Origin of the sequence: Cellulomonas fimi ATCC 484, assembly GCF_000212695.1 — a bacterium.
Taxonomy (GTDB): domain Bacteria; phylum Actinomycetota; class Actinomycetes; order Actinomycetales; family Cellulomonadaceae; genus Cellulomonas; species Cellulomonas fimi.
In genome coordinates, this window is sequence record NC_015514.1 from 272,947 (window position 1) to 298,781 (window position 25,835).

General features: G+C 75.9%; 23 protein-coding genes. 15 read left to right on the forward strand and 8 right to left on the reverse strand.

What is annotated here, in order from left to right; genetic code table 11:
• The first annotated feature begins 2 nt into the window (after window positions 1–2).
• Window positions 3–905, forward strand: coding sequence for a LysR family transcriptional regulator (locus CELF_RS01215; protein ID WP_126297635.1), 903 nt, complete (start codon window positions 3–5; stop codon window positions 903–905).
• Here the strand turns inward: CELF_RS01215 and CELF_RS01220 are convergent.
• A complete protein-coding gene (locus CELF_RS01220; protein ID WP_013769421.1) occupies window positions 902–1,858 on the reverse strand; it encodes an EamA family transporter in 957 nt (318 codons plus the stop codon). The two genes, CELF_RS01215 and CELF_RS01220, sit on opposite strands and share 4 nt — an antisense overlap.
• 147 nt (window positions 1,859–2,005) lie before the next feature.
• On the opposite strand from CELF_RS01220, the gene CELF_RS01225 reads away from it, so the two are divergent.
• Together CELF_RS01225 and CELF_RS01230 are read left to right on the forward strand one after the other, a co-directional pair.
• The gene (locus CELF_RS01225; RefSeq protein ID WP_013769422.1) at window positions 2,006–2,248 is read left to right on the forward strand and encodes a hypothetical protein; all 243 of its coding nucleotides are present in this window, start codon (window positions 2,006–2,008) and stop codon (window positions 2,246–2,248) included.
• Entirely contained in the window at window positions 2,245–3,795 is a 1,551-nt protein-coding gene (locus CELF_RS01230; protein WP_013769423.1) for a hypothetical protein, read from the forward strand. The genes CELF_RS01225 and CELF_RS01230 overlap by 4 nt, the downstream gene beginning before the upstream one ends.
• Window positions 3,796–3,814: 19 nt before the next feature.
• Here the strand turns inward: CELF_RS01230 and CELF_RS01235 are convergent, their stop codons facing one another.
• The 3 genes from CELF_RS01235 to CELF_RS01245 all read right to left on the reverse strand — a co-directional run bounded on the left by CELF_RS01235 (window position 3,815) and on the right by CELF_RS01245 (window position 5,956).
• A complete protein-coding gene (locus CELF_RS01235; RefSeq protein WP_013769424.1) occupies window positions 3,815–4,198 on the reverse strand; it encodes a phage holin family protein in 384 nt (127 codons plus the stop codon).
• A gap of 58 nt (window positions 4,199–4,256) precedes the next feature.
• A complete protein-coding gene (gene hisC, locus CELF_RS01240; RefSeq protein ID WP_013769425.1) occupies window positions 4,257–5,324 on the reverse strand; it encodes a histidinol-phosphate transaminase in 1,068 nt (355 codons plus the stop codon).
• A 131-nt stretch (window positions 5,325–5,455) separates the two neighbouring features.
• Complete coding sequence (locus CELF_RS01245; protein WP_013769426.1) at window positions 5,456–5,956, reverse strand: hypothetical protein; 501 nt, start codon at window positions 5,954–5,956, stop codon at window positions 5,456–5,458.
• A 266-nt stretch (window positions 5,957–6,222) separates the two neighbouring features.
• Between CELF_RS01245 and pdhA the strand changes: the two genes are divergently transcribed.
• From pdhA to CELF_RS01260, 3 genes are all read left to right on the forward strand, one after another.
• On the forward strand, window positions 6,223–7,365 hold the full coding sequence (gene pdhA / locus CELF_RS01250; RefSeq protein ID WP_041553681.1) for a pyruvate dehydrogenase (acetyl-transferring) E1 component subunit alpha: 1,143 nt from the start codon (window positions 6,223–6,225) through the stop codon (window positions 7,363–7,365).
• Window positions 7,362–8,399 carry an alpha-ketoacid dehydrogenase subunit beta gene (locus CELF_RS01255; protein WP_013769428.1) on the forward strand — a complete coding sequence of 346 codons (1,038 nt, stop codon included), beginning with the start codon at window positions 7,362–7,364 and terminating at the stop codon, window positions 8,397–8,399. Before pdhA ends, CELF_RS01255 begins: the two co-directional genes overlap by 4 nt.
• 92 nt (window positions 8,400–8,491) lie before the next feature.
• The gene (locus CELF_RS01260; RefSeq protein WP_013769429.1) at window positions 8,492–10,099 is read left to right on the forward strand and encodes a dihydrolipoamide acetyltransferase family protein; all 1,608 of its coding nucleotides are present in this window, start codon (window positions 8,492–8,494) and stop codon (window positions 10,097–10,099) included.
• Window positions 10,100–10,198: 99 nt separating this feature from the next.
• Here CELF_RS01260 and CELF_RS01265 read toward each other — a convergent pair whose 3' ends face one another.
• The 3 genes from CELF_RS01265 to CELF_RS01275 form a co-directional block, all read right to left on the reverse strand.
• Entirely contained in the window at window positions 10,199–10,651 is a 453-nt protein-coding gene (locus CELF_RS01265; RefSeq protein ID WP_013769430.1) for a hypothetical protein, read from the reverse strand.
• 5 nt (window positions 10,652–10,656) lie between these two features.
• Window positions 10,657–11,181: a QcrA and Rieske domain-containing protein gene (locus tag CELF_RS01270; protein ID WP_013769431.1), complete on the reverse strand. Its 525-nt coding sequence runs from the start codon at window positions 11,179–11,181 to the stop codon at window positions 10,657–10,659.
• A gap of 93 nt (window positions 11,182–11,274) precedes the next feature.
• Window positions 11,275–13,095 (reverse strand): MDR family MFS transporter, encoded by a 1,821-nt coding sequence (locus CELF_RS01275; protein WP_013769432.1) that lies wholly within the window; start codon window positions 13,093–13,095, stop codon window positions 11,275–11,277.
• A 276-nt stretch (window positions 13,096–13,371) separates the two neighbouring features.
• Here CELF_RS01275 and CELF_RS01280 point away from each other — a divergent pair, with 276 nt between their 5' ends.
• The 6 genes from CELF_RS01280 (at window position 13,372) to CELF_RS21030 (ending at window position 22,589) form a co-directional block, all read left to right on the forward strand.
• On the forward strand, window positions 13,372–14,190 hold the full coding sequence (locus CELF_RS01280) for a copper resistance CopC family protein (RefSeq protein WP_157457156.1): 819 nt from the start codon (window positions 13,372–13,374) through the stop codon (window positions 14,188–14,190).
• A gap of 23 nt (window positions 14,191–14,213) precedes the next feature.
• Window positions 14,214–16,445 carry a bifunctional copper resistance protein CopD/cytochrome c oxidase assembly protein gene (locus CELF_RS01285; protein ID WP_013769434.1) on the forward strand — a complete coding sequence of 744 codons (2,232 nt, stop codon included), beginning with the start codon at window positions 14,214–14,216 and terminating at the stop codon, window positions 16,443–16,445.
• Window positions 16,446–16,586: 141 nt separating this feature from the next.
• Window positions 16,587–18,719, forward strand: coding sequence for a PhoX family protein (locus CELF_RS01290; RefSeq protein ID WP_013769435.1), 2,133 nt, complete (start codon window positions 16,587–16,589; stop codon window positions 18,717–18,719).
• Window positions 18,720–18,889: 170 nt separating this feature from the next.
• Window positions 18,890–19,882, forward strand: coding sequence for a type IV toxin-antitoxin system AbiEi family antitoxin domain-containing protein (locus CELF_RS01295; RefSeq protein WP_013769436.1), 993 nt, complete (start codon window positions 18,890–18,892; stop codon window positions 19,880–19,882).
• A 101-nt stretch (window positions 19,883–19,983) separates the two neighbouring features.
• Complete coding sequence (locus tag CELF_RS01300) at window positions 19,984–22,146, forward strand: S9 family peptidase (RefSeq protein ID WP_013769437.1); 2,163 nt, start codon at window positions 19,984–19,986, stop codon at window positions 22,144–22,146.
• A gap of 104 nt (window positions 22,147–22,250) precedes the next feature.
• The gene (locus tag CELF_RS21030) at window positions 22,251–22,589 is read left to right on the forward strand and encodes a DUF6458 family protein (protein WP_013769438.1); all 339 of its coding nucleotides are present in this window, start codon (window positions 22,251–22,253) and stop codon (window positions 22,587–22,589) included.
• 114 nt (window positions 22,590–22,703) lie between these two features.
• On the opposite strand, the gene CELF_RS01310 is transcribed toward CELF_RS21030, so the two are convergent.
• Window positions 22,704–23,423 (reverse strand): alpha/beta fold hydrolase, encoded by a 720-nt coding sequence (locus CELF_RS01310; RefSeq protein ID WP_013769439.1) that lies wholly within the window; start codon window positions 23,421–23,423, stop codon window positions 22,704–22,706.
• Between the two features lie 81 nt (window positions 23,424–23,504).
• On the opposite strand from CELF_RS01310, the gene CELF_RS20865 reads away from it, so the two are divergent.
• The 3 genes from CELF_RS20865 (at window position 23,505) to CELF_RS01325 (ending at window position 25,835) form a co-directional block, all read left to right on the forward strand.
• Window positions 23,505–24,419 (forward strand): helix-turn-helix transcriptional regulator, encoded by a 915-nt coding sequence (locus tag CELF_RS20865; protein ID WP_013769440.1) that lies wholly within the window; start codon window positions 23,505–23,507, stop codon window positions 24,417–24,419.
• A gap of 94 nt (window positions 24,420–24,513) precedes the next feature.
• Window positions 24,514–25,572, forward strand: a complete 1,059-nt coding sequence (locus CELF_RS01320) for a chymotrypsin family serine protease (RefSeq protein ID WP_013769441.1) — start codon at window positions 24,514–24,516, stop codon at window positions 25,570–25,572.
• A 47-nt stretch (window positions 25,573–25,619) separates the two neighbouring features.
• Window positions 25,620–25,835, forward strand: coding sequence for a hypothetical protein (locus CELF_RS01325; protein WP_013769442.1), 216 nt, complete (start codon window positions 25,620–25,622; stop codon window positions 25,833–25,835).

Genomic DNA, 25,835 nt, shown 5'->3' on the forward strand with positions numbered 1-25,835 from the left:
GCGTGGCCACCGACCCCCGCCGTCTCGCCGTCCTCCTCGCGGTGCACCGGGCCGGAGGCGTCCTCGCGGCCGCCGACCTGCTCCGCGTCACGCCCTCCGCCGTGTCCCAGCAGATCACCCGTCTGGAGGCCGAGGAGGGCGTCGCCGTGCTCGACCGCGGCCCTCGCGGCGCGACCCTGACGGCCGCCGGCCGCATCCTCGCCGACGCCGCCGAGCGCATCGAGGGCGAGCTCGTCGAGGCGCGCAAGGCGCTCGCGGCGCTCGGGGGCGAGCTGTCGGGGCGCGTCGTCGTCGTCGGCTTCCAGACCGCGATCCGGGCCGTCGTCACGCCTGCGCTCGCCGGGCTCGCGGCACGTCACCCCGGCGTCGAGGTCGTCGTCGAGGAGCGGGACCCCGACGACGCGCTGCGCCGGCTGCGGGGAGGCGACGCGGACGTCGTGCTGCTCGAGCGTGACGAGGACTCCGACCCCCACACCCCCCGCGGGCACCGCGACGTCGTCCTGCTCGAGGAGCCGTGGCGCCTGGTCCTGCCCGCCGCCGTGCCCGTTCCCGGGCGGCTCGCCGACCTCGCGTCCGCGACGTGGCTCGAGTCGGAGCCGGGCACCGCCGCGGCGCGGGCGCTCGGACGCGTCGCGGCCCTCGTCGGCCCGCTCGCGACGCGGCACGTGTACTACGACTTCGACGTCGCGCTCGCGCTCGTCGCCGCAGGTCAGGGCGTCGGGATGCTGCCCGCGCTCGCGCTGCAGGGGGAGCTCCCCGACGCGGTCACCGTCGCGACCGTGCCGGGCCTCGGGTCGCGCCGCCTCGTCGTCCGGCACCGCGCCACCCGCCACGAGCCACGGCCCGCGGTCGCAGCCGTGGTCGACGAGCTCCTCACGGTCGCCGGCGGTCTGGACCTCGCCTAGGGCGCCACGGTGTCCGGCAGCACCAGGGCGTCGACGGGGCGACGGCGGGCCGTCTCCGCGAGCACCACCCCGGCGAGCACGACCGCGCCGCCGACCAGCTGCACGGGCGTCATCGCCTCGCCGAGGAACAGCCACGCGGACGCCGACGCCGCCACCGGCTCGACCATGCCGAGGAGCCCCGCACGCGCCGGACCCAGCGACCGGATGCCGACGAGGAACAGCAGGTACGGCACGACCGTGCCGAGCACGACGATCCACACGACGAGCGCCCACAGCGGCGGCGTCGTCCCGCCCGGGACGCCGACGGGCTCGGTGAGCGTGCCGAACGGGTACGTCCACACCGGCTGCAGCACGACCCAGAACAGGGCGGCGAACGCCATGGTCCAGGCGTGCGTCGAGAGCGGGTCGCGGCTCGACAGCATCCGGTCCCCGAGGAGGTAGTACGCCGCGAGCGAGACCGCGGCGCCGGCAGCCGCGAGCAGGCCGAGCAGGTCGAGCACGACGCCTTCGCCCACCTGCGCCACGAGCGCCAGACCACCGAGGCACGCCGCCAGCGCCCACCAGACGCGCGCGTGCACGGCCTCGCGCAGCACGAACCGTGCCCACAGCGCGACCAGCAGGGGCGCGGTGTACTCGACGAGCAGCGCGATGCCGACCGGCAGCCGCGAGATCGCGGTCAGGTACAGCCACTGCACGAGCGCGACCCCGACGACGCCGAGCACGGCCAGCGACCACAGCTCGTGGCGGTCCCGCAGGCGTAGCCGCCGCGCGCCGACCAGGAGGACGGCCGCGACGAGCACGACCGCGGAGCCGACGCAGCGGACCTCCACGAGGCGTGTGGGGGACAGCCCCGCCTGCATCGCGAGCTTCGCGACCGTGCCGTTGACCGCGAACAGCAGGGAGCCCACGACGACGGCGAGGACGCCGAGCGGCGCGGGCAGGCGGTGCGGCACGTCCGCACGCTAGCCCGCGGCACCTGCTGCGGCGCGGTGTGGATCCGTGCCCGCGAGCCGTCCACAGCCCCGATCTCGTGCGCGGCGCTCCACCGGTGCTGGCCCCGCGCGTCGGACCTGCCCCGGTGCCGCCCTAGCGTCCGGCGCATGGTCAGCGAGATCGCACGGAACCTGGGGCGGGCCCGCGACGAGGTCGTGGAGGCGCGGCACCTCGTCGCCGTCGCGCGCCGGGTCGAGTGGCGCTCGCCGACCGTCGCGCGCTACCTCGGTGCGCTCGACGCGCTGGACGCCCGCCTCGCGCACGCGGTCGAGCAGGTCGACGTCGCGCAGACGGCCGCCGCTGCGGCGGACGAGGCCGCGCACCGGGCGTCCGTGGGGGTGCTCGGATGACGTCGCCCCCGGTCACGATCGTCGGCGGGGGCCGCCCCGACGTCGTCGACCTCGAGGACCTGCGCCGCGCCGCCCGGCTGCTGGCGCACGTCGCCGCCCACCTCCACGCGGCCGACCGCGCGCTCGTCCTCGCGGCCGGTGCGGCGCAGCCCGGTCTCGCGACCCAGGAGGGGCGCGTCGCCGCACGCGCGGTCGCCGGGGCGCGGCACGGCCGGACCGCGCCGGCCCGGCTGGCTGCGGAGGCGCGTGACCTGACCGACCGCCTGGAGCGCGCGATCCTCGCCTACGGGGACGCCGAGTCGGGCGCCCACCGCGCGCTGCGGGGCGTCGTCGTGCTCGACGGCGCCCTGCGCTCGCTCGCTCCCGGCGCCACGCTCGCACGCGTGCTGCTCGGGGGCTCCGTCGTCGTGGGGGCCGGTGCGGCGGCCGCCGGCGCGACCTGGCACGGCATGGTCCTCGCCGCACCCTTCGGGCGGGCCGACGACGTGCTGCGCGCGCAGCGCGACCTCCTCGCACGCCGCGTCCCGGCGCTCGTCGCCCGCGGGCTCGCCGACGGTCGCACCGAGCTCGCCGTCGTCGCGCTCGCGACAGGGATCCTCGGGCCGGGAGGGCTGGTCGTCCCGGCGCGGGACCGGGTGCGGCTCCTCGCGCGCGGGCTCGTGCGCTTCCTGCCCGAGCCCGGGCCCACGGTCGTGGTCTCCCGGCCCGGCGCCCCCCAGCTCCCCGTGCCGCGCGACACCGCCGGGGCGATCGCGGCGGTGGCGCTCACCTACGACGACGGCTCGGCGACGGGCCTGCGCGGGACGCCCGAGGCGACGATCACGGTCCAGCGACTCACCCACCCCGACGGCACGGTCGCGTGGCTGGTCGCCGTGCCGGGGACGCAGAGGGCGGGGTTCGCGGAGGACGCCCCGACCGACAACGGCACCAACCCGCGGCTCGTCGGAGGGCTCCCCGACGACATGTCGACCGCCGTCCTCGAGGCCATGCACCTCGCCGGGATCGCCGCCGACGAGCCCGTGATGCTCGTCGGCCACAGCCAGGGCGGCATGGTGGCGATGTCGGTCGCGTCGCTGGCCGCCGGCACGTACGCGGTCGCGGCGGTCGCCACCGCCGGCTCGCCCGACCCCACCGTGCGGCCGCTGCCCCCGTCGGTGCAGGTCGTGCACCTGCGGGACCCCGCGGACCCGCTGCACCAGGTGGACGGGTCGCCCGACCGCGTGGCGACGAACGTCCGGGTGGTCCGCGGATCGGTGGAGCGGCTGGACGGGCTTCCGGTGCGGACGCCGGCCGAGGCGCACGGCGTCGGCCGGTACGTGCGGCTGGCGGAGCACCTGGACGCGGTCGGAGACGACCCGCAGGTGCGCGCCTACTCCGCCGCCGTCGCCTCGGTCCTGGGCCCCGAGGGCACGACGGCCACGACGCGGCAGTTCGTGGCGACCCGGGACCCGGCCGTCGTGGCGCTCGACCCGGCCACGGGGCTGCCGCGACCGGACCGGCTCTCGCCCGTGGGCGGCCCGGTCCCTCCCCGCACGGGGCGACCGTGAGGCGCGGCGCGTCGAGCGGTCAGTCGCGGCGACCGTCCGGCAGCAGGACGGACAGCACGAACGACACGACCGAGATGATGAGCCCGCCCAGGACGGCCGTGCCGAAGTTGTCGATCCGCAGGCCCCAGCTGGTCTGCTCCGTGATCCACGCCGTGAGCATGAGCATCAGGGCGTTCACGACCAGCGTGAACAGGCCCAGCGTGAGGATGTACAGGGGGATCGACAGGAACGAGACGATCGGCTTCACGATCGCGTTGACGATCCCGAAGACGAGAGCGATGAGCAGGATGATGCCGACCTGCTCGACGTTGGTGTCCGCGCCCACGATCGTCAGGCCGGACAGGACGAGGGTCGCGAACCAGATCGCGACGCCGTTGATCAGCACCCGCACCACGAACGACATGCGTCGATCCTGCCACCGGGAGGGTCCCGACCGGGGCAGAACGGTCACACGCGCGGCGTCAGCGGCGCGACCAGTCCGCCGTCACCTCGAGGAGCAGGTCGGTCGCCTCCGGCTCGCCGACGCTCACGCGCACGCCGTCACCGGCGAACGGCCGCACGAGCACACCCGCGTGCGTGCACCGCTCGGCGAACGCCGTCGCGTGGTCGCCGAGCGGGAGCCACACGAAGTTCGCCTGCGAGTCGGGGACGGTCCAGCCCTGGCGCCGCAGCCCGTCGAGCATGCGCGAGCGCTCGGTGACGATCGACCCGACGCGTCGCAGCAGCTCGTCGCGGGCCCGCAGCGACGCGAGCGCGGCGAGCTGCGCGACGTGCGAGACGCCGAACGGGGTCGAGGCCGCACGGATCCCGGCGGCCAGGCGCGGGCGCGCGACGGCGTACCCGACACGCAGCCCGGCGAGCCCGTACGCCTTCGAGAAGGTCCGCAGCAGGACGACGTTGGCGTTGTCGGCGAACGCGGCGAGCCCGTCGGCCGCCTCCTCGTCCCGGACGAACTCCACGTAGGCCTCGTCGAGGACCACGAGCACGTCGGACGGCACCGACGCGAGGAACCGCGCGAGCTCGTCGGCGCGCACCGCCGGCCCCGTCGGGTTGTTGGGGGTGCACACCAGGACGGCCCGCGTGCGCGACGTGACCGCCTTGGCCATGGCCTCCAGGTCGAGGCGGCCGTCGGCGCCCACCGGCACACGCACGCCCTCCGCGCCCGCGAGGGTCACCGCGATGGGGTACGCCTCGAACGACCGCCACGGCAGGACGACCTCGTCACCCGCCTCGCACACGGCGGTCAGCACGTGGCCGAGGACCGCGACGGAGCCGCAGCCCGCCACGACGCTCTCCGGCGCGACGCCCAGGGACGCCGCGATCGCCTCGACCAGCTCGGTCGCGTACATGTCCGGGTACCGGTTGACGTCGACCGCCGCGTCGGCGATCGCGGCCACGACCGACGGCAGCGGGGGGTACGGGTTCTCGTTCGACGACAGCTTGAACGCCGCGGCGCCGACGGGGACGCGCGCGCCCGGCACGTACGGCGGCAGGTCGGCGAGGGCCTTGCGGAGGGGGACGCGGCTCACCGCCCCAGCATGCCACCGCCCACCCGGGACCCCGCGGACCGGGGTCCGGCGACGGCGATGCCCGGGGTGGGGGCGGGGCGCGTGGAGGAACGCCCCGACCCCACCCCGCGGCGTGGTCCGGCGGGTCGGCGTCAGGCCGTGGCGACCGCGCGGTGCCCGAAGGCGGCGCGGGTGCGCGCGCGGAGGTCGGCTGCGGACGGCAGCGGCGCACGGTCCCTGAGGTGCGAACGGACCTCGAGGAGGTTGGCCACGTCGCCGGCGCCCGGTCCGTCGTCGGCGGACCCGTGCTCCGACCAGAGGTCGCGCGCGTCGTCGGCGGTGTGGGAGCGGCGGTCGGCGCCACGATCGTCGGCGCGATCGCCGGTGCCGGTGCCGCTGCCCGTGTCCGCGTCCGTGCCGGCGGCTCGGGCGAGGGCGCCGTCGCCGTGCGTCACCGTGACGCCCAGCGCCGTGAGGAACGCGGTCGCGCGGTGCACCGTCAGGGCGCGCTCGCCCAGCCCGAGCCGTTCCAGGGCGAGGCGCACGTCGCGCTCGTCGACGAGGTGCGGCCGTGCGTCGTCGGGCCGCGCCGCGTGCCGCTGCTCGTCCGCCCGGTGTCTGGCCAGGTCCGTCGTCATGTCGTCGTCGCGCATCGTCGGGCCCCTTCCCGCGGTGGCGCTCACCGCCCTGCCTTCCCCATCGGCAGCGGCCGCGGTGAACTGGGGGATGCGGGCGGCTGAATTCCGGCGGGCCGCCCGGCACGCGCTGTAGGGACCCCACAACGCGTCCGGATCAGCCTTGTGCGTCGGGGTCCCGCGCAACCTACGCAGGCGTAGCCTACGCTGACGTAGGTTCGAGGCACCGACCCGGACTGCCCCGACCCGGAGCGGCCCCCGCCGCCGGCGTGAAGGAGAACCGCGTGAGCCAGACCGGCCCGCTGACCGACGACGGTCTCGTCCAGCTGCTGACTCCCACCGGCGAGCGCACACCCCATCCCGAGCTCGACGCCCGGGTCGCCCACCTCGACGCGGACGCGCTGCGCGCGATGTACCGCGACATGGTGCTCGTGCGCCGGTTCGACACCGAGGCGACCTCGCTGCAGCGCCAGGGCGAGCTCGCGCTGTTCGCGCAGAGCCTCGGCCAGGAGGCCGCCCAGATCGGCTCCGCGCACGCCATGACGGCCCGCGACCACGTCTTCCCGAGCTACCGGGAGCACGGCGTCGCGCACGCCCGCGGCGTCGACATGGCCGACGTCCTGCGCCTGTTCCGCGGCGTCGACCACGGCGGCTGGGACCCGGTCGCGCACGGCTTCCACCTGTACACGCTGGTCATCGGCTCGCACACCCTGCACGCGACGGGCTACGCGATGGGCCTGCAGCGCGACGGGCTCGTCGGCACGGGCGACGCCGAGCGCGACTCGGCGGTCGTCGTCTACTTCGGCGACGGTGCGACGGCCCAGGGCGACGTCAACGAGGCGCTCGTCTTCGCCGCCGTCAACAACGCGCCCGTCGTCTTCTTCTGCCAGAACAACCAGTGGGCGATCTCCGAGCCGACCACCAAGCAGGCGCGGGTCCCGCTCGCAGACCGCGGTCCCGGTTTCGGCGTCCCGTCGGTGCGCGTCGACGGCAACGACGTGCTCGCGACCTACGCGGTGACGCAGTGGGCGCTCGAGCGGGCCCGCTCCGGCGGCGGACCGACGTTCGTCGAGGCGTTCACGTACCGGATGGGCGCGCACACCACCTCCGACGACCCGACCCGCTACCGGTCGAGCGCGGAGGAGGAGTACTGGCGCCGCCGCGACCCGATCGACCGGCTCCGCCTCCACCTCGAGCAGGTCGGCGAGCTTCCCGCCGAGTTCGTCGCGCAGGTCGCCGACGACGCGGACAGGCTGGGGGAGAGGATCCGCACCGAGGTGCGCGCGATGGGACGCCCGTCGCCCGCCTCGATGTTCGACCACGTCTACGCCACGCCGCACTCCGTCGTCGACGCGGAGCGCGCCTGGTTCGAGCGGTACGAGGCGTCGTTCGACGCCGGCAGCACGTCCGAGGGGAGCCACCGGTGAGCACGAGCACCCAGACCCGCCCGACCGACCCCGCCGGCGGCGGCACGAGCGGCACGCAGCGCCTGACGTTCGCCAAGGCGATCAACCTCGGCCTGCGCCGCGCCCTCGAGAGCGACCCCAAGGTCCTGCTCATGGGCGAGGACATCGGCAGGCTCGGCGGCGTCTTCCGCGTGACGGACGGGCTGCAGAAGGACTTCGGCGAGGACCGCGTCGTCGACACCCCGCTCGCAGAGTCCGGCATCGTCGGCACCGCGATCGGGCTCGCGCTGCGCGGCTACCGGCCCGTGTGCGAGATCCAGTTCGACGGGTTCATCTTCCCGGCGTACGACCAGATCACGACGCAGCTGTCGAAGATGCACTACCGCTCGAAGGGCCGCCTCACGCTGCCCGTCGTCATCCGCGTCCCGTACGGCGGCGGGATCGGCGCGGTGGAGCACCACAGCGAGTCGCCCGAGGTGCTGTTCGCCCACACCGCCGGCCTGCGCGTCGTCAGCCCGTCCAGCCCCGTCGAGGCCTACCGGATGATCCAGCAGGCCGTCGCGTCGCCGGACCCGGTGCTGTTCTTCGAGCCCAAGGGCCGGTACTGGGAGAAGGGCGACGTCGACCTCGACGCCGCCCCCGACGGCCCGCTGCTCGACAAGGCGCGCATCGTCCGCCCGGGCACCGACGTCACCCTCGTCGCGCACGGCCCCACCGTGCAGACCGCGCTCAAGGCCGCCGAGACCGCCGCGGCCGAGGGCACGAGCATCGAGGTCGTCGACCTGCGCGCCCTGTCGCCGCTCGACACGGCCACCGTCGCCGAGTCCGTGCGGCGCACCGGCCGGTGCGTCGTCGTGCACGAGGCGCCCGTGCTGTACGGCACCGGCGCCGAGGTCGCGGCCCGCATCACCGAGGAGTGCTTCTACCACCTGCAGTCCCCGGTGCTCCGCGTCGGCGGGTTCCACGCCCCCTACCCGGTGGCGAAGATCGAGCACGACTACCTGCCCGGCCTCGACCGGGTCCTGGACGCCGTCGAGCGCGCACTCGCGTTCTGACGGCCCGCCCGCGCCGCCTCGCCACCACCCACGACGAGGCGGCGCGGGCCTCGACCACGACAGCCCTGCCCCGGTCCGAGGAGGATCCGCACGTGCCGACGTACCAGCAGTTCCCGCTCCCCGACGCCGGGGAGGGCCTCACCGAGGCCGAGATCGTCGCGTGGCACGTGGCGGTCGGGGACGCCGTCGAGGTGAACCAGACGATCGTCGAGATCGAGACCGCGAAGTCGCTCGTCGACCTGCCGAGCCCGTGGACGGGCGTCGTCACGGCGATCCTCGTCGAGCCCGGCCAGACGGTCGACGTGGGCACGCCGATCATCGAGATCGACACCGACCCGACCGGCACACCCGCGCCCGCGCCGGCGCACGGCGGCGCGATCGAGCACGGGCACCGCGGCGGTGGCGACCGGCACAGCGGCGTCGAGCCGGGCGGTGCGGACGAGGTCGCGGCGGTACGGGACCAGGCGCTCTCCGCCGACCACACGTCGCAGCGCGCCGCCGCCGGGCTCGGCGGGACGCACCCGCAGCGTGCCGCGGCGGGGCTGCACGTGCCCGCCGCGAGCGCCGCGGCCGGTGGCACGACCCCGGCCGCGGGGAACGCCGCAGGGGAGGCGCGCGAGGCGGTGCTCGTCGGGTACGGGCTCGCCGACCCGTCCGGCTCGCGCCGGGCACGCGCCACCGCGGCTCCGGCCGACGCGGCACCGGCCGACGCGGCTCCGTCCGCGACCCCAGCCGCGGCGGGGCCGCACGTGCCCGCCGTCGCGCGCCCGGCCACGCCGACCCCTCCCGCCCGACGGCACGCCCTCGCCAAGCCTCCGGTCCGCAAGCTCGCGCGCGAGCTCGGCGTCGACCTCGACTCCGTCGACCCGACCGGGCCCGGCGGGATCGTCACGCGTGAGGACGTCCTCGCCCGCGCCGCCCAGGCGGAGGCCCGCACGCTCGCGACGTACCCCGGCGACGACCAGCCGTGGCTCGCCTCCGGCGCGGTGTCGAACGACGGCCGCCAGACCCGCGTCCCCGTGAAGTCCGTGCGCAAGCGGACCGCCGAGGCCATGGTGACCAGCGCGTTCACGGCGCCGCACGTCACCGTCTTCCAGACCGTCGACGTGACGCGCACCATGCGGCTCGTCGAACGGCTGCGCGGTGACCGCGAGTTCGCCGACGTGCGGGTCACGCCCCTGCTGATCGCCGCGAAGGCCCTCATGCTGGCCGTGCGCCGCCACCCCGAGATCAACGCGTCGTGGGACGAGGCCGCGCAGGAGATCGTCTACAAGCACTACATCAACCTCGGCATCGCCGCCGCGACCCCCCGCGGGCTCGTCGTGCCGAACGTCAAGGACGCCCACCGGCTCGACCTGCTCGACCTGGCCCGCGCTCTCGGGGACCTCACCGCGACCGCGCGCGCCGGCCGCACGTCGCCGACGGACATGTCCGACGGCACGATCACCATCACCAACGTCGGCGTCTTCGGCATCGACACGGGCACCCCGATCCTCAACCCGGGTGAGGCCGCGATCCTCGCGTTCGGCGCGATCCGCGAGCAGCCGTGGGTCCACAAGGGCAAGGTCAAGCCGCGGCACGTCACGCAGCTCGCCCTGAGCTTCGACCACCGGCTCGTCGACGGCGAGCTGGGCGCCCGGGTCCTGGCCGACGTCGCCGCCGTCCTGGCCGACCCGGCGCAGGGACTGGTCTGGGGCTGACGGCAGCGGACGAGACGGCCGAGCGGCTGCGGGAGGAGACCCGCCGCAGCCGGGTGCTGCTGGACGCGCTCGCCCCCGCAGCACCCGGCTGACGCGCGGTCAGGCGGCGGTCGGGACGGACGTGCCCGGCGCGGCGGCCACGAGCCGGCGCTCGACGAGGATCGTGACGACACCCAGCACGATCGCGAGCGCCTCGGTGATCGCGGACACCCACTCGGGCGTCCCCTCCCAGCGGGAGTGCACCCCGAACAGCCCGGCGGGCGACGTGGCGACGACGAACGCGCCGAGGGTCGCGACGCCGAAGCCGATCGCACCGAGCAGCGGCCACACCGAGCGCCACACGAGCAGCAGGACGCCGAGGACGAGGCCGCCGACGCCGTTGAGCAGGAACGCCGGACCGACCACGTCGACGTTCTTCATGCCGTCGTTCCACAGCTGCAGGTGCACGACGGCGGACGTCACGACGCACGCGGCCAGCACGACGCGCAGCAGCAGCGCGACCGGCCGACGGGACGAGGCGGAGCGGGCGGGGCCCGCGGTGGCGGCGGTCATCCCCGTCAGGCCTTCCCCAGGAGCACGGCGCCGTCGGCGACGTGCACGTCGACCGTCGGCAGGGGCTCGGGCGCCGGGCCGGACACGTTCTTGCCGGTCAGGTCGAACACCGAGCCGTGGCACGGGCAGCTGAGCTCCTCGCCGTCCGGCACGACGGCGCAGCCCTGGTGGGTGCACACCGCGGACAGCCCGACGACCGTCCCCGCCTCGGGCTGGACGAGCAGGAGCTTGTTGCCGTCGGCGTCGGTGACGGCGAGCGCACCGCCGACGGGCACGTCGGCGAGCTGCGCGAGCGAGCCGTCGGCCGCCGGCGCCTGCGAGCCGTCACCGCCGGCGCCGTCACCCTCCGCGGCGCCGTCGGAGGAGCACGCGGCGGCGAGGCTCACCGCGGCGACGCCCACGGTGACGAGACCGGCGCGCTGCAGGACCTGCCGGCGGTCGAGGCAGCCGCCGCAGCCGTGCCCGGCGTGCGGGTCGGCCTGCGCGTCGGCGAGGGGGGTGGCGGGGGACTCCTGGATCGTCTGCGGCATCGCGGCCTCCGGTGCTGGGCTCCGTCGTGTCACCGGTCACACGGTGGCACGCGCCGTCGGGTTCACCCAGCCGGCGACTTTCTGGACCCCCGGTCAGCGCGGCGGCTCGTCGACGCGCCGCGCGGCGTCGGCGTCGGCCACGACCGCCGTGACCCCACCGACCGCGGTGACGCCCGCGGGGGTGGCAGGGGGAGCGTCGTCCGTGCCGCTGCGCGTCGCCGCGGCGGCGGTGGCGCCAGCGGCGTCGGCGTCGGCGTCCTCCGCGAGGCGGCCCTGGATGCCCGACACGTCGCGCAGCGGGAGCTCGGGCAGCAGGACGGTGAGGACGACGCCGAGGACCATGATGCCCGCGGCGACGAGGAGCACGAGGTCGACGGACTCGGCGAACCCCTCGAGGAACGGTCGCGCGAGGCGCGGGTCGAGCGCGCCGATGAACGAGGAGTCGTCGAGCGACGGCAGCGTGCCGTCGCCGGACAGCGCCCCGACGACGGCGGCGTTCGCGGGGTCGGCCAGCAGCGCGCGGTCGGACAGCGCCGCGCGCAGGTCGGGCGACGTCGCGAGCCGCTCGAACGCGTCGCGGATGGCGCCGCCGACCGTCGAGAAGAGCAGCGACAGGAACACAGCCGTGCCGAGCGTGCCGCCCATCTGGCGGAAGAACAGCGACGACGACGTGGCGACCCCCATGTCGCGCACGGGCACCGCGTTCTGCACCGCGAGGACCAGCGGCTGCATCGTGAGACCCAGCCCGAGGCCGAAGACGACGGACGACGTGAAGATCTGCGCGAACGGCGTCTCGACACCGAACCGCGAGAACAGCAGCGCGCCGATCACCATGAGGATCGTCCCGAGGACGGGGAAGATCTTGTACCGGCCTGTGCGGGACGTCGTCTGACCGGCGACGACCGAGCCCGTCATGATCCCGACGGTGAACGGGATGAGCGTCAGCCCGGCCTCCGTCGGCGTCTGGCCCCGCACGATCTGCAGGTACAGCGGCAGCGTCGCGAGGCCTCCGAACATGCCGAGGCCGATGACGGTGTTCGCGGCCGCCCCGACGCTGAACGTCCGGTTGCGGAACAGGTGCAGCGGCAGGATCGCGTCCCCCTGCGCGCGCCTCTCGGCGAGCCAGAACAGCACGAGCCCGACCAGCCCGGTGAGGTAGCACGCGACGGCCTGCCCGGACGTCCAGCCCCACGAGCGGCCCTGCTCGGCGACCACGAGGAGCGGCACGAGCGCGACGACGAGCGCGAGCGCGCCCGGCCAGTCGATCCGGTGCTCGACGCGGCGCAGCGGCGGCAGGTGCAGCACGCGCCAGATGACGACGAACGCGAGGATCCCGATCGGCACGTTGACGAGGAACACCCATCGCCAGCCCGCCACCCCGAGGATCTCGTCCGCACCCGCGAAGAAGCCGCCGATGACGGGCCCGAGGACGGACGACGTGCCGAACACCGCGAGGAAGTACGCCTGATACCGGGCGCGCTCGCGGGGCGCGACGAGGTCGCCGAGGATCGTGATCGCCAGCGCCATGAGCCCGCCCGCGCCCAGGCCCTGGACGCCGCGGTACAGCGCGAGCTGGTACATCGAGTCGGCTGTGCCGGACAGCAGCGAGCCGACGACGAAGAGCGCGATCGCGAGCAGGTAGAACGGCTTGCGGCCGTAGACGTCGGAGAGCTTGCCGTACAGGGGCGTCGTGATCGTCGCCGTGAGCAGGTACGCCGTCGTCACCCACGCCTGCAGCGACAGCCCGTGCAGGTCGTCCCCGATGGTGCGGATCGACGTCGCGACGATCGTCTGGTCGAGGGCGGCGAGGAACATCCCGAGCATGAGCCCGCCGAGGATCGTGCGGATCTCCCGGTGCGTGGGCGGCTGGAACGTCGCGTCGGCGGGGGCGGGCGCGGTGCGGGCGGACGACATCGGTGCCTCTCGGTGGGGGACGAGCCACGACGAGCCACGGGCGAGGAGGTGCGGTGCCCGACGCGGCACGACCGGCCCGGCTCCGTCGCAACACCGTGGCGTCTACAGGTGTTCCCGGTCACACCCGTCTCACCGCCCGACCCGCTGCGGCGCGCGGCCGCACGTGGCCCGCACGTGGCCCGCGCGTGGCCGGTCGTGGCCGGTCGTGACGGTCGTGGCCGTCGTCACGTCGCGGACGTGCCGGGGCGACGGGTGAGGTGGGAGATGCTGGACGACATGCCTCGTACCGCCCGCCGTCCCGGCCCGCGCCCGCACGGGCACCACGCGCCGGCAGCCGCCCGTGTGCCGAGCCCGACCACGCCGCCGTCGGCCGGTGCGCACCGCCCGGGCAGCGCCCGGCGTGCGGCGGCCGGGCTGCTCGTGACGCTCGTGCTCGCGGCGCTCGCCCTCGTCGGTGCCCCGGCCGCGCAGGCGCACAACGTGCTGCGCTCGACGGACCCCGCCGACGGCACGACGCTCCCGTTCGCCCCCGACCGCGTCGTCCTGACGTTCGACGCCGCAGCGACGGCGCTCGGCACGGAGGTCGTCGTGACCGCCGCCGACGGCCGGGTGGTGAGCAGCGGCGCCCCGACGCTCGCCGACGCCACCGTCACGCAGCCCCTGGCCGGCGAGCTGCCCGCCGGCGCGTACACCGTGCTGTGGCGCGTCACGTCCGTCGACGGCCACCCCGTCGAGGGGGCGTTCGGCTTCGTCGCGACCGCGGCGACCGTCGCCGGGACCGGCGGGGCGCCCGTGCCGACGCCGACGCCCACGCCGACCGCGACCGCCGCCGCGACACCGGCCCCCACCGCCACGGCCGGCGAGGACGCCGCGTCGCCGGTCCCGACGGCCACGACCGGCCCGACGGAGGACCCGCAGGGGTCCGCGGTCGCCGGGCCGCTGCTCGTCGGCATCGGCGGAGCGCTGGTCCTCGCCGGTGGCGTCGCCGCCGGGTACCTGCTGCGGCGCCGTCCCGCCGACGGCACGCCCACGCCGACCGCGGGCGGTGCGGACGGTCCGCCCGACGGCCGCGGTCCCGAGGGCCCGACCGACTGACGCGGGCGACCTAGGCTGGAGCGATGAGCAGCACCCCGGTGCGCGGCGGCGCGCGGACACCCGGCGCGCCGGGACCGTCCGACGCGTCGCCGCGTCCCGACGGGGTCGTCCCCGCCCCCGGTGAGGACGGCGCGGACGGCCGCCGGGCCGGGCGCCCCGTCGCGACCCGGGTGGCGGTCCTCCTGGCCGCCGCGCTCGTCTGCGTCGTCGCGGGCATCGCCTTCACGGGAGCCGTCGCGCCGCGGCTCGTCGCCGACCCGGGTGCGGCCGTGCGGTGGGGCCTGCCCGTCGCGACGACGGTGAGCGAGCTCGCGGGGGCGGTGGCCCTCGGTGCGCTGTTCCTCGCGGTGTGCGTTCTGCCACGCCGGGTGCCGGCCGCCGTGGGGGCGGCGCGCGTTCCGGCTCCCGGCACCCCGCACGCCGACGGTCGCGCCTACCCGCGCAGCCTCCTCGTCGCCGCGTGGGCCGCCGGCGCATGGACGCTGGCCTCGCTCGCGCACCTCGTCGTCACCTACGCGAACGTCGCCGGCCGCGCCGTCGGCAGCGCGCAGTTCGGCCAGGAGCTGGGCGTGTTCGTCACCGAGATCGAGCTCGGTCGCACCCTGCTCCTCGTCACCACCGCCGCAGCCGTCGTCACGGTGCTGTCGCTCGTCGTCGCCACGCCCACCGGGGCCGCCTGGACGGCCGTCGTCGTGCTCGTCGCCCTCTACCAGCAGGCGCAGCTCGGGCACGCCGCCGGAGCGTCGGGCCACGACCTCGCGACCTCCTCGATGGTCGTGCACCTCGTCGGGGCGGCGATCTGGGTGGGGGCGCTCGCGGCGCTCGCCGTGCTCGTCCGGTGGGTCGGCACCGACCTGTCCGCGTCCGTCGCGCGGTACTCCGTCGTCGCCGGCTGGTGCCTCGTCGCGGTCGCCGGCTCCGGGCTGGTCAACGGGCTGCTCCGCACGGCCGGCTGGTCGGACCTCACCACGTCCTACGGCGTCCTGCTGCTCGTCAAGGTCGCGCTGCTCGGCGCCCTCGGCCTGCTGGGCCTCGCGCACCGGCGCGCCGTCATCCCGCGTCTGGCCGGCGGTGCGTCCGGCACGTCGTCGACGGCGGGGGGCCTGTTCTGGCGGCTCGTGCTCGTCGAGCTCGCGGTGATGGGGGCGGTGTCCGGCGTCGCCGTCGCGCTCGGCGCCACCGCGCCGCCCGTGCCCGAGGAGCCGCCCGCCGACCCGTCGCCCGCCTACCGCCTGACCGGGCACCCCCTCCCGCCCGAGCCCACGACGCTGCGCTGGCTCACCGAGTGGCGCTGGGACCTGCTGCTCGCGGGCGCCGCCCTCGCCGGGCTCGTCGTCTACTGGCGGTGGGTGCTGCGGCTGCGGCGTCGCGGCGACTCCTGGCCGTGGCTGCGCACCGCGTCGTGGACCGTCGGGCTGCTCCTCTTCGCGTGGACGACGTCCGGGGCGCCCGCCCTGTACGGGCACGTGCTGTTCAGCGCGCACATGATCCAGCACATGGTCCTGGCGATGGTCGTGCCGATCTTCATCGCCCTGTCCGCGCCCGTGACCCTCGCGCTGCGCGCCCTGCCGGTCCGGTCGACCCGGCTGCGGGACGACGCCTCCCGCGGCCCGCGCGAGTGGATCCTCGTGCTGGTCCACAGCCGCGTGGGGTCGTTCCTCGCGCACCCGCTCGTCGCCGCCGTGAACTTCGCCGGCTCGATGGTGCTCTTCTACTACACCGGCCTGTTCGAGTGGTCGCTGCGCTCCCCGGTGGGCCACCTCGCGATGGTCGTGCACTTCAGCGCCGCCGGGTACCTGTTCGTCAACAGCCTCGTCGGCGTCGACCCCGGCCCCACACGGCTCGCGTACCCGCAGCGGCTCCTCACCCTGTTCGCCACGATGGCGTTCCACGCGTTCTTCGGGGTCGCGCTGGTGTCCGGGGAGACGCTGCTCGTCGCCGACTGGTTCGGGCTCATGGGCCGTCCGTGGGGACCGAGCGCGCTCGCGGACCAGCAGGTCGGCGGGGCGATCACGTGGGGCATCGGCGAGATCCCGACGCTCGCCCTGGCCATCGGCGTGGGCTACGCCTGGGCGCGTGACGACGAGCGGACCGCGCGCCGCCGCGACCGCCGGGTGGACCGCGAGGGGGACGTCGAGCTCGACGAGTACAACGCGATGCTGTCGGGCCTGGCGGCCCGCGACGGCGGCCGTCCCGCCGGACCGGCCCCCCAGACCGGCCCGGCCGGTCCGCCGGCCGACGCGTCGTCGGACTGACACGGCCCGACCCGCACTCCCGCACGGCCCGGCAACGTTCGTCGCGCGTTCACCGGGCGCTCACCGGGCGTCGGTTCGTCGGGATCCTCCGGGTTGTTGGCTGTCGTGCGCCCCCGCCCCCGCCGCACCCGAGAGGCCCCGATGACGACCACCGACGACCGTCCCGGACCCGCACGTCCCGCGACACCCACGACGCCCGCCGCTCCCGCGCCCGCCCGCCGCGCGCTGCTGCCGTTCCTGCCCATGGCCGGCCACACGGCGGGCAAGCGGTCGCCCGTCACGTGCCACCTCAAGTGCGGCGACGCGTGCGCGCAGCCCGCGCCGAACTCCTCCGGCAACCCGTACTTCCGCGACGTCGTCGAGACCGCGCTGAGCCGCCGGGCGGTGCTCGCGGGCGCGCTCGTCGCTGGTGCCGCCGTGGCGATCGCCCCGGTCGTCGGGGACGCGCTCCCCGCGGCCGCGCACGACCGCGGCCGTCCCTCGGGGCGTCTCGGGTTCCGCGCGATCGCGCCCGTCCCCGCGGCGACCGACGCGTTCGTCGTGCCCGAGGGCTACCAGTGGCGGCCGCTCGTGCGCTGGGGCGACCCGCTGCTGTCTCCGGCGGACACGTTCGACCCCGCGACGCTCACGCCCGAGGTCGCCGAGCGGCTGTTCGGCTACAACTGCGACTACGTCGACATCCTCGAGGACCCGGACGGCCGCACGGGCGTGCTCGTCGTGAACCACGAGTACACCAACGAGGGGATCATGTTCCCGCCGGCCGCCACGCCCGAGGAGCTGGACCGGCAGCGTCGCGTCGCCATGGCGTCGCACGGCCTGTCCGTCGTCGGGCTGCACCGCCGTCGCAAGGGCACGCCGTGGGAGTACCGCGTCGGCGCGCGCGTGAACCGTCGGATCACCGCCACGACGCCGTTCGCCGTCGACGGCCCCGCCGCGGGCTCCGCGCTGCTGCGCACCGTCGCGGACCCGACGGGCACGACGGTCCTCGGCACGCTCAACAACTGCGCGGGCGGGACGACCCCGTGGGGCACCGTGCTGTCGGGCGAGGAGAACGTCAACCAGTACTTCCGCACCGCCGGCACGAGCCCCGCCGACAAGCGGTACGGCTTCGCGGACAAGGCGACGACGCGCGGCTGGGAGGCGGTCGACCCGCGGTTCGACGCGCGCACGCCCGGCTACGAGAACGAGCCGAACCGCTTCGGGTGGGTCGTCGAGATCGACCCGCAGGACCCGACCGCGCCGCCCGTCAAGCACACCGCCCTCGGCCGGTTCAAGCACGAGGGCGCGAACGTCATCGTCGGCCGGTCCGGCCATGTGGCCGCGTACATGGGCGACGACGAGCGGTTCGACTACCTGTACAAGTTCGTCTCGAAGGACCGCTACCGCGCCGGCGCCCGGCACCGGGCCCGCAACAAGCAGCTGCTGTCCGCGGGGAACCTGTACGTTGCCCGCTTCCGCGGCGACTCGCCCGTCGAGGAGATCACGGGCACCGGCGCACTGCCGTCCGACGGCGCGTTCGACGGCACCGGCGAGTGGGTGCCGCTCGTCCTGGACGGCGTCAGCCAGGTCCCCGGCTTCACGACCGAGGAGGTCCTCGTCCACACCCGCCTCGCGGCGGACGCGGTGGGCGCGACGAAGATGGACCGCCCCGAGGACGTCGAGCCGAACCCCGTGACGGGCCGCGTGTACGTCGCGTGCACCAACAACTCGGACCGGGGTGCCGCGAACAAGGAGGGCGCGACCGAGCCGAACCCCCGCGTGGCGAACCGCAACGGCCACGTCGTCGAGATCACCGAGTCGGGGAACGACCCGCGCTCGACGACCTTCGGCTGGAGCATCCTGCTGCTGTGCGGCGACCCCGCGACCACGACCGGGACGTACTTCGCGGGCTTCCCGCCCGAGAAGGTGTCGCCGATCTCCTGCCCCGACAACGTCGCGTTCGACTCGTCGGGCAACCTGTGGATCTCGACCGACGGCCAGCCGGGCTCGATCGGCTACTGCGACGGCCTGTTCAAGGTGCCGCTCGAGGGCCGCGAGCGTGGCCGCGTCCAGCAGTTCCTGTCCGTGCCGCGCGGCGCGGAGACGTGCGGGCCGGTGATCCGCGACCGCGACGAGATGGTCTACGTCGCCGTCCAGCACCCGGGCGAGGACGGCTCGTGGGCCGCCCAGCAGTCGTTCTTCCCGGACTACGTGGCCCCCGGCACCCTGTCGGCGGGCCTCTGGGGTGGCCCCCGCCCCTCGGTGGTCCAGGTCTACCGGACGCCCCGTTCGTAGCCGGGACCCGTTGACACCGACCTGGTTGTCGTTCTGCGACCCGAGAACGACAACCAGGTCGGTGTCGACCGTCGATCGCGAGCCGTCCACGAGGACGTCTCCGCGATGCGGCGTCCACAGGGCGTCGGTCGGGAGTCCTCGGTGGGGCCGGCCGCCGGTGTCGTGGGCGGATGCGCCCGCCGTTCGTCGTCCCCCGTGACCTCCTCGTGCTCGCCTCCCGGCAGGGCGGTCTCGTCTCCACCGCCCAGGCGGACCGCGCGGGGGTCGACGGTCGCCGACGGGCGACGCTCGTCCGCGCCGGCACGTGGGTGCGCGTCACCCGTGGTGTGTACGACGCCGGCACGGTCATGGTCGTCGACCCTGACGAGCGCCGCCGCCGAGCCGCTTGGCTCGGCATGCTCGCGTACGGCCCGGACGCGGTCGCCGTCGGGGCCTGCGCCCTTGCCCTCCACGGTGTCGCCGGGCTCCCGCCGGTGATCACCCCGCAGGTCGCGCTGCCGGGTGGACGGCACGCACCCGGACGGGGCGGCATCGCTGTGCGGTGCTACGGGCAGACGGTGCCGTTCGCGTCCGGTCGGTACGGCGCGGGCCGGGTCGCCGCGCTCCCGGCTGCACTCGTGCAGGCGGTGCCGGAGCTGCCGGTGCGCCACGGTGTCGCGGTCCTGGACGACGTCCTGCGTCGAGGCCTCCTGTCGCCGCAGGCGGTGGCGGCGGTGCGACGCTCGACGGGTCGGCGGCGCGGCGTGCGCAGGGTCCGCCCGGTCTGGGACCTCGTGGATCCCCGGGCCGAGTCGCCGCTGGAGTCGTTCGCGCGTCTGGACTGCGTCATGGCCGGCCTTGCGCCGGACGAGCTGCAGGTCGTCATCAGGTCGTCCGACTCCGGGCGCGTGCTCGGGCGCGGCGACCTCGGGTGGGACCTCGGCGGCGGTCGGTGGCTCATCGCCGAGATCGACGGCCGTGCGGTCCACGAGGCACCCGCTGCGCTGCTGCAGGACAGGCGCCGGCAGAACGCGCTCCTCGGGACGGGGCGCGTCGAGATGCTGCGGTTCACGGCTGCGGACCTCGGACCCTCGGGTGGGCTCGTCGCGACGGTCCGCGCACACCTGCAGGCCCGCGGCCGCGACCTCCGGCCCCCACCGTCCCTCGCCCCACGGACCGGTTGACACCGGGCTGGTTGTCGTTCTGCCGGTCGTCGGCGTCCCCAGGATCGGTGTCGACGGCGTGAGCGGGCGAGGCATGGGCGGGGGCGTGATAGGACGGGGCCGTGAGCGAGACGCGCGACGAGACGGCCGGCACGAGCAGCACGAGCACCGGGGACGGGTCGGCAGGGCCTGACGGGGCCGGGGCGGCAGGGACCGCGTTCCACGACCTCGACGCGTACGTGGCGCTGCCGCGGCTGTCCGGGCTGGTGCTCTCGCCCGACGGGACGCGGCTCGTGACGGCCGTCTCGACGCTCGACCCCAAGCGCACGCGCTACGTGACGGCGCTGTGGGAGGTCGACCCCGAGGGACGCAAGCCCGCCCGGCGGCTCACGCGGAGCGCGAAGGGCGAGGCGAGCGCGGCGTTCACCGCGGCGGGCGACGTGCTGTTCACCAGCGCACGGCCCGACCCGGACGCGAAGGACGCGGACGACGAGCCGGTGCCGGCGCTGTGGCTCCTGCCGGCGGACGGTCCGGAGGCCCGGGTCGTGGCGGACCGGGCGGCGGGACTGGGCGGCGTGCGGGTCGCGAAGGACGCGCCGGTGGTGCTCGTGTCGTCGGACGTGCTGCCGTCGGCGAAGGACGCCGAGACGGACGAGCGCCTGCGCAAGGCGCGCAAGGAGAAGAAGGTCGCGGCGATCCTGCACGACGCGTACCCGGTCCGGTACTGGGACCACGACCTGGGCCCGGAGTCCCCGCACCTGTTCACGGCGGACCTGGGCGCGGACGTCGTGACGCCGCTCGCGGGCACGGCGGACCCGCGGCTCGAGCTGCGGGACGCGACGCCGGACGCGCGCTCGGCGCTCGTCGAGCAGGGCGCGGCGATCTCGCCCGACGGCACGACGCTCGTGACGGGGTGGACGGTGCCGCGCGCGCGGGGCGACCAGCGCAGCGTGCTCGTCGCGGTCGACGTGGCGACGGGGGAGCGGCGCACGCTCGTCGAGGACGAGGGGGCGGACCTGTGGGGCCCGGTCGTCTCGCCCGACGGCCGGTGGGTCGCGTTCGGACGGGAGACGGTGTCGACGCCCTTCGAGGCGCCGCGGCTGTCGCTGCAGGTCGTCCCGCTCGCGGGCGGCGAGCCGCGGACCCTCGGCGAGGGCTGGGACCGCTGGCCGCACGACCCGGTCTGGCTGCCGGGTTCGGACGGGCTGCTGGTGCTGGCGGACGACGAGGGGCGCGGCCCGGTGTTCCGCGTCGACCTGGCGTCGGGCGAGGTGACGCGGGTGACGTCGGACGACGCGGTGTTCACGGACGTCCAGGTGAGCCCGGACGGCCGGACGGCGTACGCGCTGCGGTCGTCGTACGAGGCGCCTGCGCACCCGGTGCGGATCGACCTGGCGCGCGCGACGGAGACGGGGGAGCCGGTCGCGGCGACCGCGCTGGTCTCCCCGGCGGCGACGCCGAAGTTTCCGGGGCGGCTCACGGAGGTCGAGACGACGGTGGCCGACGGTCGGCGGGTGCGGGCGTGGCTCGCGCTGCCCGACGGCGCGTCGGGCACGGACCCGGCACCCCTGCTGCTGTGGATCCACGGCGGCCCGCTCGGCTCGTGGAACACGTGGTCGTGGCGCTGGAACCCGTGGCTGCTGGTCGCGCAGGGCTATGCGGTGCTCCTGCCGGACCCGGCGCTGTCGACGGGGTACGGGCAGGACTTCGTGCAGGCGGGCTGGGGTGCGTGGGGGGCGGCGCCGTTCACGGACCTCATGGCGGTCACGGACGTGGCGGAGGCACGCCCCGACGTGGACGCGACGCGCACGGCGGCGATGGGCGGCTCGTTCGGCGGGTACATGGCGAACTGGGTCGCTGGCCACACGGACCGGTTCCGCGCGGTCGTCACGCACGCGAGCCTGTGGGCGCTCGACCAGTTCGGCCCGACGACGGACGCGGCGTACTACTGGCAGCGCGAGATGACGCAGGAGATGGCGCTCGAGAACTCGCCGCACCGGTTCGTCGAGAAGATCGTCACGCCGATGCTCGTGGTGCACGGCGACAAGGACTACCGGGTGCCGATCGGCGAGGGCCTGCGCCTCTGGTACGAGCTCGTGTCGCGGTCGGGGCTGCCGGCGGACGACGAGGGCCGCACGCCGCACCGGTTCCTGTACTTCCCGGACGAGAACCACTGGGTCCTGACGCCGCAGCACGCGATCGTCTGGTACCAGGTGGTGCAGGCGTTCCTCGCGGAGCACGTGCTGGGCCGGTCGGACGTCACGTACCCGGAGGTGCTGGGCTGAGGCCGGGTTCACCCGCTTCGAGATGCGGGCGTCCACTACTCCCGGAAGACTCCTAAGTCAATAGCCGAGCGCCCCTCTGTTCGGCGAGACGGAAGGAGCCACGCATGGGTATCGGAGGCGGCATCGCCCTGATCGTCATCGGCGCGATCCTCGCGTTCGGCGTCCGGGACAGCATCGACGCCATCGACCTGACGATGATCGGGTACATCTGCATCGGCGCGGGCGTGCTCGCGCTCATCCTGGCGCTCGTCATCAACGCCCAGCGCAGCAACACGACGCACCGCCAGGTCGTCGACCAGCGCACCGTCGGCACCGTCCAGGCCGCCCCGGCCCCGCAGGCGACGACCCCGGCCGTGCAGGCCCCGGCCGCTCCCGTGCAGCAGACGCCGGTGCAGCCCGTCCAGCAGACCCCGCCGCAGACCCCGCCCCCGAGCGGCTACTGAGGCACCGGTCCTGATCGAGCTCCGCCGCGTCTGACGCACGGACGCCGACCGGCTCCGACGCCCCGACGACCACGACGGTCGCCGGGGCGTCGCCGTCGGCGCGCCCGTGGCCCGTCAGGCGCGGGCGGCGTCCACGAGGACGGCGGCCAGGTCGCCCGGGCGGGAGAACATCGGCCAGTGCCCCGTCGGCAGGTCGACGTAGGTGACGTCGTAGCGGCCGAGCTCGGTGTGCAGCGGCGGCCCTCCGTCGACCATCGTCCGCAGCACCTCGGAGGGCAGGCTCGTGCACACGGCCGTCACGGGGACGTCGAACCGGCGCGGGTCGGAGACGTGCACGGCGCCGCGCGCGACGCCACCGGGGTGCGGCACGGCCCGGGCGCGGAACCGGGCGAGGCCGTCGGCGTCGATGCCGTCGAGGCTCGAGCCGGCCGCGGCGAGCTCCTCCCACGACGGCAGCGGGATCCCGGGGGCGTCGGCGGGCAGGTCGAGGGCCAGGACGGCGCCGTCCTCGAGGGGGCCGCTGTCGACGTAGACGGCCCGCCGGACCCGGTCCGGACGCCGGTCGACGGCCTCGCCGACGACGGCCCCGCCGCCGGAGTGCCCGACGAGCACGACGTCGCCGTCGAGCGCGTCGACGACGTCGGTGACGGCGCGCACGTGGTCGGCGCGCGTGACGGCCGCGGGGTCGGTGCCCCGGTCGTCGGGGTCGAGCCCCGGGAGGGTGACGGGGTGCGGCTCGACGCCGGCCGCGCGCAGGGCGGGGACGACGTCGTCCCAGGCCCACCCGCCGAGCCAGAAGCCGGGGACGAGGACGAGCTGTGTTCGCGTGGTCATGGCAGCAGCGTCGCGCACCCCTGGTGACACCCCCCTGTCACCGTCGTGTCACCATCATGGCGAGGAGACCAGGGAGGACGCGTGAACCGGACCGACCGCCTGTACGCCCTCGCGGAGGAGCTGCGCCGCGTCGGGCCGCGGGGCACCACGAGCACGCGCCTCGCCGCCCTGTTCGAGGTCACGACGCGCACCGTCAAGCGCGACGTGAGCGCGCTGCAGCAGGCGGGCGTGCCCGTCGTGGCGCAGCCCGGGCCGGGTGGCGGGTACGTCCTGACGGGCGCGACGCTGCCGCCCGTCGCGCTCACGCCCGCGCAGGCCGTGGCGCTGGCGCTCGCGGTCGACGCCCTGCCGCCCGGCAGCCCGTTCGCCGTCGACGCCCGCACGGCCCGCGACAAGGTGCTCGACGCCCTGCCGCCCGCCGACCGCGCCCGCGCCTCCGACCTCGCGTCCCGCGTCTGGACGCGGTCACCTCTGACCGGCGCGCCCGCACCCGCACCGGCAGCCGGCCACCTGGCGGAGAGGGCACGACCCGCGTCGGGCCCGCCCCCGTCCGAGCTGCCCGCGTCCGACCCGTCCGGGTCCGACGTGCCCGCGTGGGACCGGCCCGCGTCCGACGTTCCCGCGTCCGACCGGCCCGCACCCGACCGGCCCGCGTCGGACGGGCCCGCGTCGGACGGGCCCGCGTCCGACCTGCCCACGCCGGCCGTGCTGCGGGCCGTCGAGGACGCCCTGGCGCGTCGTCGCGTCCTCGCGATCCGCTACGTCGACGGCCGCGGCGACGCGTCGGAGCGCCGGGTCGAGCCGATGGTCCTCGCGCGCATGTCCGGCCGCTGGTACCTCGCGGCGTGGTGCCGGACGCGCCGCGACGTGCGGTGGTTCCGGCTCGACCGCGTGCGCCGCGCCGACGTCACCCCGGAAGTGCACGAGCCGCGGCCGGTCGCCGACGTCGGGACGCCCCCGGACGACGCGCACCCCGTCGGGCGTCTCGACGTGTGACCTCCCCCCACGGACCGGCGGCGGGTGTCGGCGGCGCACGGCAGACTGTGCGCGACGTCGGGGACGGACCCGGCGGCGGTCGGCAGGGGGGTCGATGGGATCGATGGACGAGCGCGAGGCCCGCGAGGTCAAGGCGCAGGTCAGGGACTTCGTGCGGGAGCTCGCGCAGCGCCAGGTGCAGGCGTCGGACGTGCACGGCGAGCCGACCCCGACGATGTCGCTCGGGCTCGCGCCGCTGCCGGGCGGCGGCTACGGCGTCGCGGTCCGCTACCGGCTGGGCGTCCCGCGCGTGCGCAGCATCGCGCGCAAGGTCGCGGAGCAGGTGGGCCCGACCGCGGACGTGCGCCGCACGGGCCGCATCCGGACGCTGCCGACGCCCGCCCCGGCGAGCGGCGTCGCGGGGCACGCGGCCCGCCTCGGCGACGACCCGTCGAAGGTGCGTCCTCGTCCGCCCGTCGCGACGGCGCGGGCCGCGGGGGAGACGGGCCGTGTCCGGCCGCTGCGGCCGGGCGTGTCGATCGCGCACGCGGAGGTCTCGGCGGGGACGCTCGGGGCCTTCGTCGTGGTCGAGGGCCGCACGCACGCGCTGTCGAACTACCACGTGCTGTCAGGCACGCCCGCGGCCCGCCCGGGCGACCCGACGCTGCAGCCCGGACCCGCCGACGGCGGCGCGTACCCGGAGGACCGGGTCGGTGCGCTCGCGGCGCGGGTCGACCTCGAGCCGGAGGGTCGTGCGACGGTCGACTGCGCGGTCGCGCTCCTCGACGACCAGGAGGTCGACCTGCACTACCCGGTCGGGCTGGTCGCGACGACGGCGGAGGCGCTGGGCGGCGAGGCGGTGTCGAAGATCGGCCGCACGACGGCCGTGACGCACGGCCGGGTCACGGCGATCGAGCTCGATGACGTCGTGGTCGGCTACGGGGAGGAGCTGGGGGAGATCGCGTTCGACGGGCAGATCGAGGTCGAGTCGACGGGCCGGTCGGCGTTCTCGCGCGGCGGCGACTCGGGGTCTCTCGTGTACCGCGAGGACGGCGTCGCGCTGGGACTGCTCTTTGCGGGTTCCGAGACCGGGGGCGAGAATGGGACCGGGTTGACCTACCTCAACCCGATCGATGCCGTCCTCGACGCCCTCGGCGCCACGCTCGCCGGTTGACCCGCCGGTGAGGGGCCCGGCCGCGCGGGCGGCGGGAAGCGGGCAGCATGGCGGACCTCTCGCAGGCACGCGCGGCCAAGGAGCGGCTGCGCGCGGACCTGGCCGGGCGACCCGAGGTACGGGGGATCGGCATCGCGCCGGACGGCGACGGCTACCAGGTGCAGGTGAACGTGTCCCGGCGGACAGCGGCGACGCTGCCGCGCGCGGTGGACGGCGTGAACGTCCGCGTCCGGGTCGTCGGGGCGGTCAGCGCGCGCGCCTGA